This window comes from Pseudomonas arcuscaelestis (assembly GCF_016881005.1).
Classification (GTDB): Bacteria; Pseudomonadota; Gammaproteobacteria; order Pseudomonadales; family Pseudomonadaceae; genus Aquipseudomonas; species Aquipseudomonas arcuscaelestis.
This window is the reverse complement of sequence record NZ_JACOPV010000012.1, coordinates 175528-191507: the sequence shown is the minus strand read 5'-3', so window position 1 is coordinate 191507 and position 15980 is coordinate 175528. Positions and strand designations below refer to the sequence as shown.

Annotated in this window: 14 protein-coding genes; 7 read left to right on the top strand and 7 right to left on the bottom strand. The window is 58.0% G+C overall.

From position 1 onward, the window contains the following. The first annotated feature begins 76 nt into the window (after window positions 1-76). The 3 genes from H8F21_RS19565 to H8F21_RS19555 are packed head-to-tail and all read left to right on the top strand — an operon-like array spanning window position 77 to window position 2731. A complete protein-coding gene (locus H8F21_RS19565) occupies window positions 77-1261 on the top strand; it encodes an acetyl-CoA C-acyltransferase family protein (RefSeq protein ID WP_203478404.1) in 1185 nt (394 codons plus the stop codon). A 16-nt stretch (window positions 1262-1277) separates the two neighbouring features. Further along, complete coding sequence (locus H8F21_RS19560) at window positions 1278-2126, top strand: 3-hydroxybutyryl-CoA dehydrogenase (protein ID WP_203478405.1); 849 nt, start codon at window positions 1278-1280, stop codon at window positions 2124-2126. Between the two features lie 11 nt (window positions 2127-2137). Next, on the top strand, window positions 2138-2731 hold the full coding sequence (locus H8F21_RS19555) for a TetR/AcrR family transcriptional regulator (RefSeq protein WP_203478407.1): 594 nt from the start codon (window positions 2138-2140) through the stop codon (window positions 2729-2731). Between the two features lie 4 nt (window positions 2732-2735). Here H8F21_RS19555 and H8F21_RS19550 read toward each other — a convergent pair whose 3' ends face one another. The 5 genes from H8F21_RS19550 to H8F21_RS19530 form a co-directional block, all read right to left on the bottom strand. Continuing rightward, window positions 2736-4178: a phospholipase effector Tle1 domain-containing protein gene (locus H8F21_RS19550; RefSeq protein ID WP_203478409.1), complete on the bottom strand. Its 1443-nt coding sequence runs from the start codon at window positions 4176-4178 to the stop codon at window positions 2736-2738. Window positions 4179-4322: 144 nt separating this feature from the next. After that, the gene (locus tag H8F21_RS19545) at window positions 4323-5507 is read right to left on the bottom strand and encodes a hybrid sensor histidine kinase/response regulator (protein ID WP_203478411.1); all 1185 of its coding nucleotides are present in this window, start codon (window positions 5505-5507) and stop codon (window positions 4323-4325) included. Beyond that, on the bottom strand, window positions 5501-6076 hold the full coding sequence (locus tag H8F21_RS19540) for a chemotaxis protein CheB (protein WP_203478413.1): 576 nt from the start codon (window positions 6074-6076) through the stop codon (window positions 5501-5503). Before H8F21_RS19540 ends, H8F21_RS19545 begins: the two co-directional genes overlap by 7 nt. Continuing rightward, window positions 6073-6894 (bottom strand): CheR family methyltransferase, encoded by an 822-nt coding sequence (locus tag H8F21_RS19535; RefSeq protein WP_203478416.1) that lies wholly within the window; start codon window positions 6892-6894, stop codon window positions 6073-6075. The genes H8F21_RS19540 and H8F21_RS19535 overlap by 4 nt, the downstream gene beginning before the upstream one ends. Further along, a complete protein-coding gene (locus tag H8F21_RS19530) occupies window positions 6891-10391 on the bottom strand; it encodes a response regulator (protein ID WP_203478418.1) in 3501 nt (1166 codons plus the stop codon). Before H8F21_RS19530 ends, H8F21_RS19535 begins: the two co-directional genes overlap by 4 nt. Window positions 10392-10640: 249 nt before the next feature. Here H8F21_RS19530 and H8F21_RS19525 point away from each other — a divergent pair, with 249 nt between their 5' ends. Together H8F21_RS19525 and H8F21_RS19520 are read left to right on the top strand one after the other, a co-directional pair. Beyond that, a complete protein-coding gene (locus H8F21_RS19525) occupies window positions 10641-11024 on the top strand; it encodes a response regulator (RefSeq protein WP_203478420.1) in 384 nt (127 codons plus the stop codon). A gap of 32 nt (window positions 11025-11056) precedes the next feature. Continuing rightward, complete coding sequence (locus H8F21_RS19520; RefSeq protein WP_203478422.1) at window positions 11057-12376, top strand: glycosyltransferase; 1320 nt, start codon at window positions 11057-11059, stop codon at window positions 12374-12376. Here the strand turns inward: H8F21_RS19520 and cobF are convergent. Both cobF and H8F21_RS19510 read right to left on the bottom strand, forming a co-directional pair. Then, window positions 12342-13091 (bottom strand): precorrin-6A synthase (deacetylating), encoded by a 750-nt coding sequence (cobF, locus tag H8F21_RS19515; RefSeq protein WP_203478626.1) that lies wholly within the window; start codon window positions 13089-13091, stop codon window positions 12342-12344. The two genes, H8F21_RS19520 and cobF, sit on opposite strands and share 35 nt — an antisense overlap. A 68-nt stretch (window positions 13092-13159) precedes the next feature. Further along, window positions 13160-14449 (bottom strand): OprD family porin, encoded by a 1290-nt coding sequence (locus H8F21_RS19510; protein WP_203478424.1) that lies wholly within the window; start codon window positions 14447-14449, stop codon window positions 13160-13162. Between the two features lie 363 nt (window positions 14450-14812). On the opposite strand from H8F21_RS19510, the gene H8F21_RS19505 reads away from it, so the two are divergent. Both H8F21_RS19505 and gloA read left to right on the top strand, forming a co-directional pair. Further along, window positions 14813-15172, top strand: coding sequence for a histone-like nucleoid-structuring protein, MvaT/MvaU family (locus H8F21_RS19505; protein WP_203585168.1), 360 nt, complete (start codon window positions 14813-14815; stop codon window positions 15170-15172). 217 nt (window positions 15173-15389) lie between these two features. Then, window positions 15390-15911 carry a lactoylglutathione lyase gene (gene gloA / locus H8F21_RS19500; RefSeq protein ID WP_136475703.1) on the top strand — a complete coding sequence of 174 codons (522 nt, stop codon included), beginning with the start codon at window positions 15390-15392 and terminating at the stop codon, window positions 15909-15911. Window positions 15912-15980 lie beyond the last annotated feature (69 nt).

Genomic DNA, 15980 nt, shown 5'->3' with positions numbered 1-15980 from the left:
ACCTGAACCTGGCGAAGTGTGCATTCTGTCAGAGCCTGCCACCGTCCCGCCATGTATTCGCATACTGGAGTCGATTATGAACACCCCGGAAATCTACGTAGTCAGCGCCGTTCGTTCGGCCATTGGCAGTTTTGGCGGTTCTCTCAAGGACCTTCCCCTGGCTGACCTGGCCAGCAGCGTAACCCGCGCGGCTATCGAGCGCGCCGGTGTGGCACCTGAGCAAATCGGCCACGTGGTAATGGGTACGGTGATTCCAACCGAGGCACGCGATGCCTATCTGGCCCGCGTTGCGGCGATGAATGCCGGCATTCCCAAGGAAACCCCAGCCTTCAACGTCAACCGCCTGTGTGGTTCGGGGCTGCAGGCCATTGTATCTGCCGCCCAAAGCCTGCTGCTCGGTGACGCCGAGGCGGTGGTGGCTGCCGGTGCCGAATCCATGAGCCGTGGCCCTTACCTGCTGCCACAAGCTCGCTGGGGTGCGCGCATGGGTGATCTGAAGGGCGTGGACTACATGCTCGGCGTTCTCCACGATCCTTTTGCCGGCTTCCATATGGGCATCACTGCCGAAAACGTTGCCGAGCGTAATGGCATCACCCGCCAGATGCAGGACGACCTGGCACTGGTCAGCCAGCAGCGCGCTGCCCGCGCCATTGCCGAAGGCCGTTTCGACAGCCAGATCGTGCCTATCGACATTCCTGGCCGTAAAGGCACCGTGCGCTTTGAAATCGACGAGCACGTGCGCGGCGAAGTCACCGCTGAACAGCTGGGCGGCATGAAAGCGGCCTTCAAGAAAGACGGCACCGTCACCGCCGGTAACGCCAGCGGCCTGAACGACGGCGCCGGCGCCCTGGTCCTGGCCACTGGCGACTTCGTCAAACGCCACGGCCTCAAGCCCCTCGCCCGCCTGGTCAGCTATGCCCACGCTGGCGTAGAACCTGAGTTGATGGGCCTTGGCCCGGTTCCGGCCACGCGCAAGGCCTTGGAAAAAGCCGGCCTGCAGATCGCCGACCTGGATGTGATCGAGTCCAACGAAGCCTTTGCTGCCCAAGCCTGCGCCGTGGCGGCAGAGCTGGGCTTTGATCCGGAGAAGGTCAACCCCAACGGTTCCGGCATTTCCCTGGGTCACCCAGTCGGTGCTACCGGCGCAATCATCGCTACCAAGGCTATCCACGAGCTGCAACGCATCGAAGGCCGCTACGCACTGGCAACCATGTGCATCGGCGGCGGCCAAGGCATCGCCGTAGTCTTCGAGCGCGTCTGAACAAGGAGCTCTGAACGTGAGTATTGAAAATATTGCGGTGATCGGCGCTGGCACCATGGGCAATGGTATTGCCCAGGTCTGTGCGGTGGCCGGTTACCAGGTCACCCTGATTGATGTTTCCGACGCTGCGCTGGAGCGCGGCCTGGCCACCTTGCGTAAAAACCTGGAGCGTCAGGTCAGCAAGCAGGTCCTGGCCGCCGACGTTGCCCAGGCAGCTGTCGCGCGGATTCGCACCAGCACCGACTACGCCCAGTTGCAGCAGGCGCAAATGGTGATCGAGGCGGCTACCGAGAACCTCGAACTGAAAGTGCGCATCCTCCAGCAGATTGCTTCGAGCGTCAGCAGTGAGTGCGTGATCGCCACTAACACGTCGTCGCTGTCGATCACCCAGCTGGGGGCGGCAGTCAGCCACCCCGAGCGCTTTATCGGTGTACATTTCTTCAATCCGGTGCCGATGATGGCCCTGGTCGAGATCATTCGCGGCCTGCAAACCAGTAACGCCACCCACGCCACGGCGATGGCCCTGACCGAGCGGGTCGGCAAGACGCCTATCAGCGCTGGCAACCGTCCAGGCTTCGTGGTCAACCGTATCCTGGTGCCGATGATCAATGAAGCGATCTTCGTGCTGCAGGAAGGCCTGGCCAGTGCCGAAGACATCGACATCGGCATGCGCCTTGGCTGCAACCAGCCAATCGGCCCGCTGGCCCTGGCTGATCTAATCGGCCTGGACACCCTGTTGGCCATTCTCGAGGCCTTCCACGAAGGCTATAGCGACAGCAAATACCGCCCTGCTCCCCTGCTCAAGGAAATGGTTGCCGCCGGCTACCTGGGGCGCAAGAGCGGTCGTGGTTTCTTCACCTACTGAGGAGCAAGTCGATGGACGCCGCTTTGCGTTGTACGAATTTCGAAGAGCGGCGTGACCGGGCTCTGGCGCTGTTCGCCGAGAAGGGTTTTGGCCAGGTAAGCATGCGCGAACTGGCCAGCCACCTGGGCTTGACGGCGGGGTCGCTGTACCACCACTTCCCCAGCAAGCAGGACCTGCTCTACGACTTGATCGAAGAGCTGTATGAGGAACTGCTTGCGGCCCTCAACAAGGGGCGTCGTACTCATCAGCAGACACTGTCTGAAATAATCGCTGCGCACTGGGCGCTGCATGCCGAGCGCCCCTTGCAGTTTCGCCTCGCTGAACGCGACCAATGCTGCCTGAGCCCGGATCAACAGGCGCGCATCGGTCAGTTGCGCCAACAGTATGAAGCGGCTCTGCTACGCATGATCGTGCCCAAGGCAACCCTGCGTGGCCAGGCGCTGGTAGCAACGGCTCATGTCATTGCCAATCTGCTCAACAGCGTACCCAGCTGGTTACAGGCTTCACAACTGCCCCAGGCCCAAGGCCTGGCACTGATGGAAAGCATGGTGTTGGGCGGGATCGAACGCACGTTGCGCGGTGAAAGCCTGACTTCGATGGTTTAAGCGACTACTCATTGGGATAGACGCTGCGCTGGCCACTTTCATGGGGGCGGTTGAGGTAAATCGCATCAATTGCCTCACGCACAGAACCTTGCGTGCCCCAGTGGCTGGACAGATGTATATAACGCTTGCGCAACAGCGCTTCCTCACTTTCACTCAACGGCAAAGCCGCCTGCTGCCCCTGTGCCTGTTGCATCAGCTTGTCGGCGATTACCTGCAATGCAGGTGGCAACGCCATGCCCTGCTCATCCAGTGCTTGGAACGGCACATCCTGATCAACACCCAGCCGGTGCATGATACGCAGGTAAACCAGTGCCAGATCACCCGCCACTTGGCGCTTGCCTTGCACAAACGCAATGACGCGCTTCTCGGCAGGTGTATCGCGTTTGGCAGGCTGCAATGCGTCCACCTGAGTACAGACCTCCACCTGTAGATTCAGCGACTGCCAGGTGTGCTGGTCGCGTTGCAGACAAGCCTGGGCCTTCTTGCAGGCCTGACTTTTTCCATTTTCCAGGTTGGCAGGCTCGGTACTGCTGACCGGCCGCGTCAGTACCACGGTCTCCAGCGCATCAGGTAAATAACCGCCGCCCACATCGGAGTGCGCGCCTGGCACCACAATATCGTTGTCTGTCTGGGTCAACGGAAAATTCTTGCGCTGTTCGTCCCGCGCCACCAGTTGCACAATCTTTCGGGCAGCAGTCGGCTTGAGCCTCATTTCAATGCCAGAGTATTGAGCATTGGCTGGGCTGAAATTACCGTCGAGAGCCGAGATGATCGCTGCGACAGAGTCGTACAAACCGATGAAGTTGATTGCCATGAATTGTGTCGACTGCCAGTCGAAATTTTCTGCCAGCAACGCCGCGGACGTCGGCCATAGTTGCGCCAACACACTGGCGGCGCCTTTGCCCAGGTCATTGGCAAAATGCCGAGCCGCTGCTGCTCCACGGCTGAAACCGAAGATGTCGAATTCGATGCGTTGAACGCTTGTCCCTGGGTTACCGGCCGACCAGCGCATTACCTGCTCAATAATCGCGGCGGGCGCCTGTTGCGCTCGGGCAATCACACCAGAGCTGTAGCGGCCGGTCATCATGCTCAGGGGCGAATCCTTCGCACCCGCCTGCGTACCGATTCCTTCGACGTACACCTTCAGGCTCGCGCTCGCCTGACCGTCCTGCACCTGCTCGGCGACCTGATCCCGATACAGTTCATATAACCTGGCAATATTGCTTTTGGCAGTGCCATAGCTGTCGTTCGGTACACTCCCGCGCCCATCGTAGCCGTATGCTGCGCAGCGTTCGCGTAGCGCAGGCGGCGCGTTTGGCAAATGGGTATCAGGCCCCATGCAGGCAGCTGCCAACTCGCTGTTGTGCAGATTATTACCGGTGCCGTCGAAAAACACGCCGACGCGAAGACACGGACCCGTGCTTTCCTTTGCCGCGAGAATAGACATGCGCTTACTCCCAGTGATGAGTTACCAGGGAGTCATCACACGCCTTCACAGGCAGAAGGAGTATCAGCTAGTCGCAGCAAATTTCGTCGGAACTGTCTGCGCGAGCCGGAGGTAAAAGCGCTGACGCCAAGCGGTGTGCGGTATTCAGGCCAGCGGCAGGCGCAAAGTAAAGGTCGCCCCCTGTCCTTCGGCGCTGCGTACCTCGATGCGGCCGCCATGAGCCAGCACAATCTGCTCGGAAATGTACAAGCCCAGACCTAAGCCGGCACAGCCCTGGTTTGAGTCAACACGCTCGAACTGCTGGAAAATCCGCTGCTGATTTTCCTCACTGATACCGATGCCCTGATCACTCACCTCGATACACGCCCACTGTTGCTGCTGGTAGGCGCGCACGGTAACGGGCTGCTTGGCGCCGTAGCGCAAGGCATTAGTCAACAGATTGGCGAGCACTTGCTCAATGCGGAACTCATCCCAGACCCCGAGCAATGGCGCATCGATCTTCAGTTCAATGGTTGATTGCGCTGCTGCGGCCTGGGCGGCGAAATTCTCGATCAAGCCACCGACCAGGCGCGTGAGGTCAAATTGGCTGGGGCGGATGGACAGTTTGCCGGTGCGGATCCTGGACACATCGAGCATATCTTCGATCAAGCGGATCAAGCTGTTGATCTGGCGCTCGTCGCGATCGACCATCGCCCGCATCTTGTCTAGGGCAAAAGCGTCGGCATTGTCCCGCGCCAAGTGCAGCTTGCGCAGTTGGGTTTCGAGAATCAGGCCGTTCAGCGGAGTGCGCAATTCGTGGGAAACAATCGACATGAAATCGTCGCGCATCCGCACGGCGTGCTCCAGCTCCGCTCGCGCCGCTTGCAGTTGCGTGAGCAATTGCTCCTGCTCTGCACGACTGCGCTCGATAGCCTCCAGTTGCTGGCCCAGGGCCTTGCGCTGACGGAACAGATCGACGAACACCGCCACCTTGCTTTTCACCGCCTGGTTATCCAGCGGCTTGTGCAGGAAGTCCACTGCGCCGCTTTCGTAGCCCTTGAAGGCATAGTTCATCTCGCGCCCGGCAGCGCTGACAAAAACAATGGGGATGTTCTTGGTTTTCTCTGTGCCGCGCATTAATTCGGCCAGCTCGAAGCCGTTCATTCCCGGCATCTGCACATCGAGAATGGCCAGGGCGAACTCGTGCTCAAGCAATAACGAAAGCGCCTGGTCGGCAGACTGGGCCTGGTAGACATCGCGGTCTTCACCCTTGACCAGCGCATCCAGTGCCAGCAGGTTTTCTGGCAGGTCATCGACAATCAGCAGTTTGGCTTGGATGTGACTTAGCATTTGGAGGGTTCCAGCTTGGCGAGCAATTGCCCGATGCCGCTCAACGGCAGTGTGTAGTCAGGTAGGTGCAAGGCCAATGCCGCTTCGGGCATTGTCGCGACATGGGCTTCGCTCGGATCCTGGACAAAGGTGTAGCCGCCCAACTGCTTGATGTATGCAAGACCACGAGCACCGTCTTCATTGGCCCCCGTCAGCAACACGCCCACCAACGTCGACCCATAGGCATCAGCAGCCGACTCGAACAAAATATCAATTGAAGGCCGGGAAAAGTGCACCCGGTCCTCCTGACTCAAGGAAAAGCTGAGGTCCTGCTCCAGCGACAAATGGTAACCGGGGCCGGCAAAGTAAATCGTGCCCGCGCTGATTGTCTGTTTATCCTGGGCTTCACGCACCTCGCGCCCCAGCCTGCGCTTGAAAACCTGCGCCAACTGGCTGTGACGGTCATCCGGCAGGTGCAGCACGCACACAATCGGGATGGAAAAATCCTTCGGCAAGGCATGGAACAGGCTTAACAAGGCACTGACACCTCCAGCCGAGGCACCGACGACAATCGCCTGAATGTCTTTCATGACTTGCGGTAGATCCGTTCTGGTTTGACAAAGGCCTGGAACTGATCAGCGTAGGAGGAAAAGTCCAGGGTTTCCTTACTGCCCAGCACCAGGAAACCGCGATGACAAAGCGACTCATGAAATAGCCCGAATGCTCGGTCCTGCAGGGTCTTGTTGAAATAGATCAGTACGTTGCGGCAGGACACCAACTGGGTTTCGGAAAACACACTGTCGGTGGCAAGGCTATGGTCGGCAAAGGTCACGTTGTCACGCAGGCTGCTGTCGACGATGGCGTTGCCATAGGCACAGGTGTAGTAATCGCTGAAATCTCGCCGCCCGCCGGCCTTGCGGTAGTTCTGGGCATACTCGCGCATATTCTGCACCGTGTAGATACCCTGCTTGGCCTTCTCCAGGGAGCTGGGGTTGATATCAGTGGCGTAGATGATGGTGCGTTCAAGCAAGCCTTCTTCACGCAACAGGATGGCCATTGAATAGACTTCCTCGCCGGTGCTGCAGCCCGCGATCCAGATTTTCAGCGAAGGCCAGGTACGCAGTAGCGGTACCACCTCCTGGCGCAGGGCCAGAAAGTGTTCCGGGTCGCGAAACATCTCACTGACCGGAATGGTGAGAAACTGCAGCAACTGCATGAACATGCCCGGGTCGTGCAATACCCGCTCCTGCAGCGCGGAGACCGTCCTGCAGTCGAACTGGCGCAACGCATGCTGGATCCGGCGCTTGATCGAAGCGCCAGAGTAATCGCGAAAGTCATAGCTGTATTTGAGGTAGATCGCCTCGATCAACAGCCGTATTTCTATGTCGGTGTTACGTTCGATGCTCAAATTCGCTCCAGTTGTGGCAGCCATACACGAATCAACGAGAACAGGCGATCCAGATCAATCGGCTTGGCCAAGTAATCATTGGCACCGGCTTGCAGGCAACGATGCTGATCATCTTTCATGGCCTTGGCCGTTACCGCGATAATCGGCAGCTTGCGCCAGCGCGGTTGCTGACGGATCAAGCGGGTCGCTTCGTAGCCATCCATCTCTGGCATCATCACATCCATCAGTACCAGATCGATATCGCTGTTTAGCTCCAGTTGCTCGATAGCCTCGCGTCCGTTGCGGGCGATTTCAACGATGGCCCCCTTATGTTCAAGCGCACTGGTCAGGGCAAAAATGTTGCGCACATCGTCGTCAACCAACAGCAACTTGCGCCCCTCGAAGACTTTGTCGCGGCTGCGTGCGGTCTTCAACATGCGTTGGCGTTCATGGGACAGCGTCGACTCGACTTTGTGCAAGAACAGTGTCACTTCATCGAGCAGGCGTTCGGGTGACCGTGCACCCTTGATGATGATCGAGCGCGAGTACTTGAGCAGATCGGCCTCTTCGTCACGCGTCAGGTTGCGCCCGGTATAGACGATCACAGGCGGGAACGAACGGATATCCTCGTCCGACATGCGCTTGAGCAGTTCATTGCCGAGCATGTCGGGCAACTTCAGATCGATGATCATGCAGTCATAGATATTCTCGCGCAGTAAATCCAGCGCTTCCTGAGCCATGCCGACAGCGGTTATTTCAATGTCATCGTCACCGATCAAGCGGGCGATGCTCTCGCGCTGCAGATCATCGTCCTCTACCAGCAGAATGTGCTTGAGCTTCTGCGTCAGTTTGTCTTCCAGGCGCGCAAATACCGCCTTTAGCTCCTCGCGGCTGGCAGGTTTGACCGCATAGCCAACAGCGCCCATGTGCATGGCGGCTTCCACGCGGTCTTCGACGGAAATGATGTGCACCGGAATATGACGGGTACTGGCCTGCTCCTTGAGTCGTTGCAACACGGTCAAGCCAGAGTGATCCGGCAGGCGCATGTCGAGCAGAATGGCGTCCGGAATGAACCCTGCGGCCAGCTCATAGCCCTCGTCGGCGGCCTGTGCAACCAGACAGCTGTACCCAAGCTCATGAGCCAGATCGAAAAGAATACGGGCGAAATTCGGCTCGTCCTCGACGACCAGAATGCAACGATTGCTGAACGGTGCCAACTCACGATCATCGGCAAAGGCTAATGTGCTGCGGGGAACCACAACAGGATCAAGTGCTGCTTGCGGCGCGGGTACAGGCTGGGCAGCCACTGCAACGGGCGGGTTGATTATCGCTGCTGGCGCCTGGATAACCCCAGGTTCATAACGCAGCGGCAGGATCAGACTGAATACGCTGCCCTTGCCCAGATCGCTGGCCACCGTAATCTGGCCGCCGAGCAATTCAGCGAGGTCGCGCGAAATAGACAAGCCAAGCCCGGTGCCGCCATATCGTCGATTGGTTGTGCCATCGGCCTGGTGGAACGCTTCGAAAATACTTTGCTGCTGATCGGCGGCGATACCGATGCCGCTGTCACGTACCGAGAACACTACCCCCATATCGGCCTGCCAGCCGACATTAAGGCTGACTTGCCCGGCGTCGGTGAATTTCACGGCATTGGACAGCAGATTCTTGAGGATCTGCTCCAGACGCTGGCGATCGGTGTACAACGTAGCGGGTACTTCAGGCTCAACGACCACGCTGAAACTCAACTGTTTGTCCTTGGCCAGCGGTTCGAACATCGCTTGCAGGCCTTCGGTCAGGCGCGTTACATGGGTGGTTTCCGGACGCACTTCAAGCTTGCCCGCCTCGACCTTGGCAATGTCGAGAATATCGTTGATCAAATTGAGTAGATCGTTGCCAGCCGAGTAGATCGACTCGGCGAACTTGACTTGATCTTCACTGAGGTTTTCCTGGGGATTCTCTGCCAACAACTTGGCCAGAATCAGCGAGCTGTTGAGCGGTGTGCGCAGCTCGTGGGACATGTTGGCAAGGAATTCCGACTTGTACTTGCTGGAGCGCTGCAACGCTTCGGCGCGAGTCTGCAATTCGGCCTGGGCCTGATTCAGCTCGCCGTTCTTGCGGTTCAGGGCATCGCGCTGTTCAGCCAGCGCATCAGTACGCTCGGCCAATTGTTCGTTGGTTTGCTCCAGTTCCGCCTGCTGAGTCTCAAGGTGCGCCTGGGATTCCTTGAGCACCCGCGACTGTTCCTCAAGCTCTTCGTTGGCGGTTTTCAGCTCTTCCTGCTGCACCTGCAGCTCTTCGTTGAGCTGCTGGGTTTCCGCCAACACCTCCTGCAGACGCTGGCGGTAGCGAGCGCTCTCGATGGAGGTGCCAAGATTGTCGGCAACCAGTTCGAACAGCTCGATATCGCGGTCAGTCAGCGTGCGCAAGAAGCCAAGTTCAACAACACCGTTGACCTGGCCATCGTTGCTGGCGGGCACCAGCACGACGCTACGTGGTAAACCTTCACCCAGGCCGGAGCTGACCTTGAAGTAGTCGTCGGGTACTTCATCAAGGCGCAACAGCTGCCCCTGGTTTACTACTTGCGCCAACAAGCCTTCATGAGAACCGACCACCTGTTCCCGGGCCTGTTGTTCACCCGACAAACCGTAACCGGCAACGCGTCGTAGGCCGCCATGCTCGTCCCGTACATACAGCGCAGCCACGACACAACCGACGTAATTGGCAAAAAAACGCAGGATATTGTTACCCAGCATCGGCAACGTCAATTGACCCAATACCTGCTCGGCCAGCTTCGTCTGGCCGGTACGCATCCATGCTTGCTGCTCCAGACGCTGGGTGGCGCGTTGTTGGGCTTGCAGGTTGCTGGTGTAGCTCGACGACAGCGCCATCAAGTCCCGCCGTCCCAAGAACGCCAGCAAGGCACTTAGCAGAATAATGAACACCAGGTACACCGAAATGGCCACCACGGTAACGGTGCTGACTTGATCACTACGCGCCGCCCGTAGTTGCTGCTCCATGTCGATGAACGAATCAAATTCCTGGCGCATCTCGTCGGTGATGCGTTTGCCACGGCCACTGCGAATCGGCTGACTGTAGTCCCCGGCATTGCGTCGCAGGTCGATCATCTCGCTGCCGAAGGCGTTCCACTCCTGTTGCAGGCCGATGAGTCGGCCCAGACGGTCTACTTGCTGCGGGTTGTCCTTGACCAGTTGCTGCAAGTCCTTGAGCGCCGACAACACTTGCGGCTTGGCCAGCTCGTAGGGGGCAAGAAACTGTTCATCCCCGGTGATCAGGAACCCGCGCATACCGGTTTCCATATCAATAGAAAGCTTTACCGTCTCGTTGGTGTTGTTGATCACCCGGTCGGAATGCTGCAGCCACTGGATGGCCGATAGCAGATAGCTGATCACCACCACAAACACTACAGCGCTGAGCAAACCGACCCCCAACGGTAGACCGATGTTACGGCTCAGCAGCTTACGAAAGCTTTGCTGATCTATCGAGGCTGGCGGAATCATCTGAAAGGGCCCGAGCAAGTGAATCAAACGAAAGAGTACGGCGGATTATCCGAGTAAATAGTCTACTTTCCACCCCAAGTCTAAACAGCTTTGTCATTTTCGACAGGGCATTTAGCCAGCATTTGAGAGTGCTCTGTAGCAATCGTTCCCTGTTTTTTGCGCAAATCGCTATTCTGCACAACAAATCGGGAACTTATCCCCGAACCCGGCATACAGAATAGAAACAAACACTTATACAGGACCTTGCTCATGCCCCCATCTCCCACACCCCTGCTGGTTGTAGAGGATGACGCAACCGTGCGCGCGTTGATCGCCGATGTGCTGGAGGCGCTGGATTACACAGTCATCGTCGCTCAGGATGGTGAAGCGGCCCTGAAAATAATTCAGGACCCGACCCAGACACTGGCGCTGATGATGACCGACATCGGCCTGCCTGGCATGAGCGGCAAGGACCTGGCAGCCAAAGCACGGGAGGCGAGGCCTCTGCTGCCCATTCTGTTCGCCAGCGGCCTAGGGGATTCCAGCCAGATACCGAGTGGTATGTACATGATCAGCAAACCCTTCGGAATCGATACGTTGCGTGACAAGGTAAAACATATCCTGGCGGCCGTGGAAACCGACGATTCGTTGTAGAATGGGTGCTTTTTCCAAGGCTACCCTCGCTCATGCTCAAGCCCACGCTCAACGTCCTGGTCATCGGCTACGTCTGGCCCGAACCGCGCTCTTCGGCTGCCGGCGGGCACATGATGCAAATCCTCGAAAGTTTTGTGCAGCGTGGCTGGCAGGTGACGTTCAGCAGCCCGGCAGCAATCGGCGAGCACAAGGCGAACCTTGTCGAGCTGGGTATCGCCGAGCAAGCCATCACGCTCAACGACAGCAGTTTCGACCACTTCGTCAGTGAACTGGCCCCGGATGTCGTGCTGTTCGATCGTTTCATGATGGAAGAGCAATTCGGCTGGCGTGTGGAAAAGCACTGCCCCAATGCCTTGCGCGTGCTGGAAACCTCAGATCTGCAAAGCCTGCGCGATGCCCGCCAGCAACTGTTGCGCCGCCGTCTGATCGAAGGGCTGGACCCCAACGACTTTCGCGAACTGTTCGCCACCTCCGGCCCCGACCTGTATCGACAGATGGCTGGCGCTGACCTGACACTGCGGGAACTGGCGGCCATCTACCGTAGCGACTTGAGCCTGATGATCTCCGATGTCGAAATCGACCTGCTCATCAATGGCTTTGGTGTTCCCGAGCATCTCTTGCACTGGTGTCCGCTTATGGTCGATGTGCCCAGCGAACCCTTCAAGCCTTATGCCGAGCGTGCCGACTTCCTCACCATTGGCAACTTCCGCCACGCCCCTAACTGGGATGCCGTACTGTGGATGAAGAATACCCTGTGGCCGATCATCCGCCGCCACCTGCCCAAGGCGCAATTGCGCATCTACGGCGCCTACACGCCGCCCAAAGCCACAGCGCTGCACAAACCTGGCGAAGGTTTTCACATCATGAACTGGGCCGAAGACGCCCTGGAAGTAATGGGCAATGCGCGTATCTGCCTGGCGCCGCTGCGCTTTGGTGCCGGCATCAAAGGTAAACTGACTGACGCCATGCTCTGCGGCACGCCCAGCGTGACCACCCCCATCGGCGCCGAAGCCATGCACGGCGCCCTGCCCTGGCCAGGTGCCGTGGCCGGCACCGGCGAAGGCCTGGCCGAAGCCGCCGTGCAACTTTACAACGACGAAGCCCGCTGGCAACAGGCACAGCAACAGGGGCTGCAACTGCTCAAGGCTCGTTATGATCGCCGCCAGCACAGCACCGCCCTGGTCGAACGTATCGAATACGCCCTGGGCGATCTGGACCAACACCGCTTGTTCAACTTTACTGGCGCCATGCTGCGTCACCACCAGCACAAAAGTACCCAGTACATGGCGCAATGGATCGAGGCGAAGAACCGTCTTGCTACAGCGGTCGACGCAGCAGATAAGTGTCCATGATCCAACCCTTGCGCGCGCGCGCCTGCTCGCGCTGCTCAAGAATCTGCTCGCGAACCTCGCGCAACGGCCCGGCAATCAGTATCTGGTCGGCCGTTCCGAGGTAGGCGCCCCAATAGATAAGCAAGTCTGGATCATCCAATGCAGCAAATGCGCATTGGCCATCGAGCATCACTACCAGGTTGTCGATCTGCGCCTGCTCAGCAAGACGCCGGCCCGGCAACACGGTCAGCGGCTCACCAATACGATTAAGGCCGATTCGATGACCTGCAGCCAGGGCCTGCACGCTACTGATCCCCGGAATGACTTGCAGTTCGATGTCGACACCACCTTGCTGCACCAGGTCTAGAATGCGCAGCGTACTGTCGTACAGTGTCGGTTCGCCCCAGAGCAGGAATGCCCCGCACTCACCCGCGGCCAACTCATTGTCGATCAACTGCGCATAGAGCGCGGCGCGCTTGTGATGCCAGTCCTGCACGGCACCGACATAGTCGCTGGCGCTGCCATCACGCTGTGGATCCTCAACTTGCACCAGGCGATAGTCCCCGTGCTGCACATAGCGCTCAAGGATGTTCTTGCGCAGTTGCAGCAGTTCGTCCTTGACCTGGCCCTTGTCGAGCACGAAAAAAACCTGCGCCCGGTTCATTGCGTCGATAGCCTCAAGGGTTATCTGACGCGGATTGCCCGGCCCGATTCCAATCAACAGCAGCGTCTTCATCACAGTGCATTCCACGGCTCGGCCAATCGCCATTGTCGACTGACCGAGGGGCAGTGGCAATGCGCTGCTTACCAGATCGAGAAGTTGTAACTGACAATGACCCGGGTTTCATCCATATCCCGAGCCCATTTCTCATAGTTGCTGCGATAGGTAGAGTTGCGCAGGCGAACACTGACATCCTTGAAGGTGCCGCTTTGCACTTGATACTTGAGTTCGCTGTCGCGCTCCCACTCCTTGCCCTCAGCCTGGCTGCCGGGCACCTTGATATGGTCACCGTTGATGTAACGGGTCAGGAAGCTCAAGCCCGGTACACCGATAGCCTTGAAGTCATAGTCATAACGCAACTGCCAGGAGCGTTCCTGGGCAGCGGCAAAGTCGTTGACCTGGGCATAGTTGACCAAGTAAGGGTTGCTGCCATCGAGATAAGGCATGGCATTTTCGCCATACATGCGCTGCCAGCCGGCGCTGATCTTGTGCCCACCCAGGCTATAGCCAAGCATGCCGCTGAAGGCGCGATGTTCGATCTCACCCGCGCGGGCATTGCCGATATCATCACTTTTGATCAGACGCAGATCGGCCGATAACGTGCCAACGCTCAATGGCTGGCTGGCGAGCACACCCAAAAAGTGCTGGCGATAGATGTTTTCCAGCTTGGCGACCTGATACTGCGCGCTTAACCGTTCGTTGAACCTGTAGTCGACACCGGCCATATCGAAATGATCGGCACTGACGTTGCAGGCATAACGCTTGTTCTTGCAGTGGACACGAATGTCCTGGCGGTCGGTTGAGTCCCGCGCGGTGTACTTATCCAGGCGCGCGACACTGAACTTGAGGTTATTGATTTCCTCGGAGGTAAGCATCGCGCCCTGGAACATGGTTGGCAGCAAGCGGCCGTCGTTGTACTTGAGCAGCGGCATGTCCGGCAGCATCGAGCCGTATTTGAGCACTGTCCTGGAATAGCGCATTTTGCCGGCGACACCGAGTTTTGCGTATTGGTCCACCGACCCGCGCGGGTCATTGCCGCTTGACGGCATCAAGCCACTGTTGCTGTCAGCCGGACTGGAGTCGAGTTTGATCCCGAGCATGCCCAGGGCATCGACACCGAAGCCCACAGGTCCCTGGGTATAACCGGACTGCACATTAAGAATAAATCCCTGCGCCCATTCTTCGCGTTTCGAGGCGCCCTGGCTGGAACTGACATGTCCATCGCGAAAGTCTCGATTGAAATAGACATTACGCGCTTCGACTTTGGCGCTGCTGTCTTCAAGAAAGCCGGCAGCCTGAGTGGAAGCGGCAGTTAACATTGCGAGCAGGCCAGCAAGGCCGCGCCCGGGTGCAAGGGGAAAGGGGGCAAACATGGAATGCAAAATCCGAAAGAATGGATGACAAAACAGCCGCAAACCTTGCGGGCACCGGCACTAGATCCGCCGCCGCAAAGCTCAAGGCCAATCGCGAATAGTCTCAAACCGCTCTAGCACGCGCCATTGGACCTTTGTCCAAGATAGCGACGGGTAATTGACTAGTTATTTGGTATTACCGCGCAGGCAAGTAAGAAAGTTCCGCGCAAGCTTCAGAATATTTCCCTTGTTTACCGGCTGCCAATGGACTACTACACTCATTATTAGTGTGATGATTCCCCACCCCAGTGCAAGCGGCCTCATTAAGACTATTTCTTGATTTTGCCCATGCCGCGCCACTGCAGACATAAAGGAGTAATGATTGTGTCCAGACTTGCAGAGTTCCGTGCAGCCGAAAAAGCGCTAAAAGAAAAGATGGCGCAATTGGAAGCACTGAAAAAGGACGCCGGCCTCAAACGCGAAATCGAGTTTGAGCGCAAACTTGTCGACCTGATGGGTAGCTACGGTAAAAACCTGCGCGACATCATTTCCATTCTAGACCCCAAAGCCGGGGCAAAAAGTGCGGTAGCCGCTCCTAGAACGCGTCGTGCGCGGGTGGTTAAAGTGTACGAAAACCCGCACACCGGCGAGCTGATCGAAACCAAAGGTGGTAACCACCGCGGCCTTAAAGCATGGAAGGAACAGTACGGCGCGCAAACCGTCGACAGCTGGTTACGTTCGTGAAAGCATTCTTCACACTTTTTTCACATCCATTGACTCAGGATGAAGACTGCTAACGGACTAGCGCCCCATACGCCCGCCTCGGCGGGCTTCTAATTCTTGCGCCCCGCCCCCTAAAGGCGGGGCGCAATTGGTTTGCGCAATCGCTTCACTTCCGTATCATGTGGCCCTGACTGTTTTGCTGGCACAAACGCTGCCAGCCTCTTCAAGCGGAGTGCCCATGAGCCTGAACCATCTCGACACCCTTGCGGGTGTTACCGCGCAACCGGATGCCGCGACCCAGAATTTCGTTTTCAACCACACCATGCTGCGCGTCAAGGACGTTGCCAAGTCCCTGGACTTCTACACACGCGTCCTGGGTTTCAGCCTGGTGGAAAAACGCGATTTCCCTGAGGCCGAGTTCAGCCTGTACTTCCTCGCCCTGGTCGACAAGGCACAGATCCCTGCCGATGCTGGCAAGCGCACAGAGTGGATGAAGTCGATCCCCGGCATCCTCGAACTGACCCATAACCACGGCAGCGAAAACGATCCTGATTTTGCCTACCACAATGGCAACACCGATCCACGTGGCTTTGGCCATATCTGCATCTCGGTGCCGGATATCCGCGCCGCCTGCGAACGTTTCGAGCAACTGGGCGTCACCTTCCAGAAACGCCTGAGCGACGGCCGCATGAAGCACCTGGCATTCATCAAGGACCCGGACGACTACTGGGTCGAGATCATCCAGCCTACCGAGTTCTGAACCACTGATCAGTGGTTAGCCGGTGCGGAGTCGATCGCGGAGCAGCTTGCTCCGCGATTGGCTGCAAAG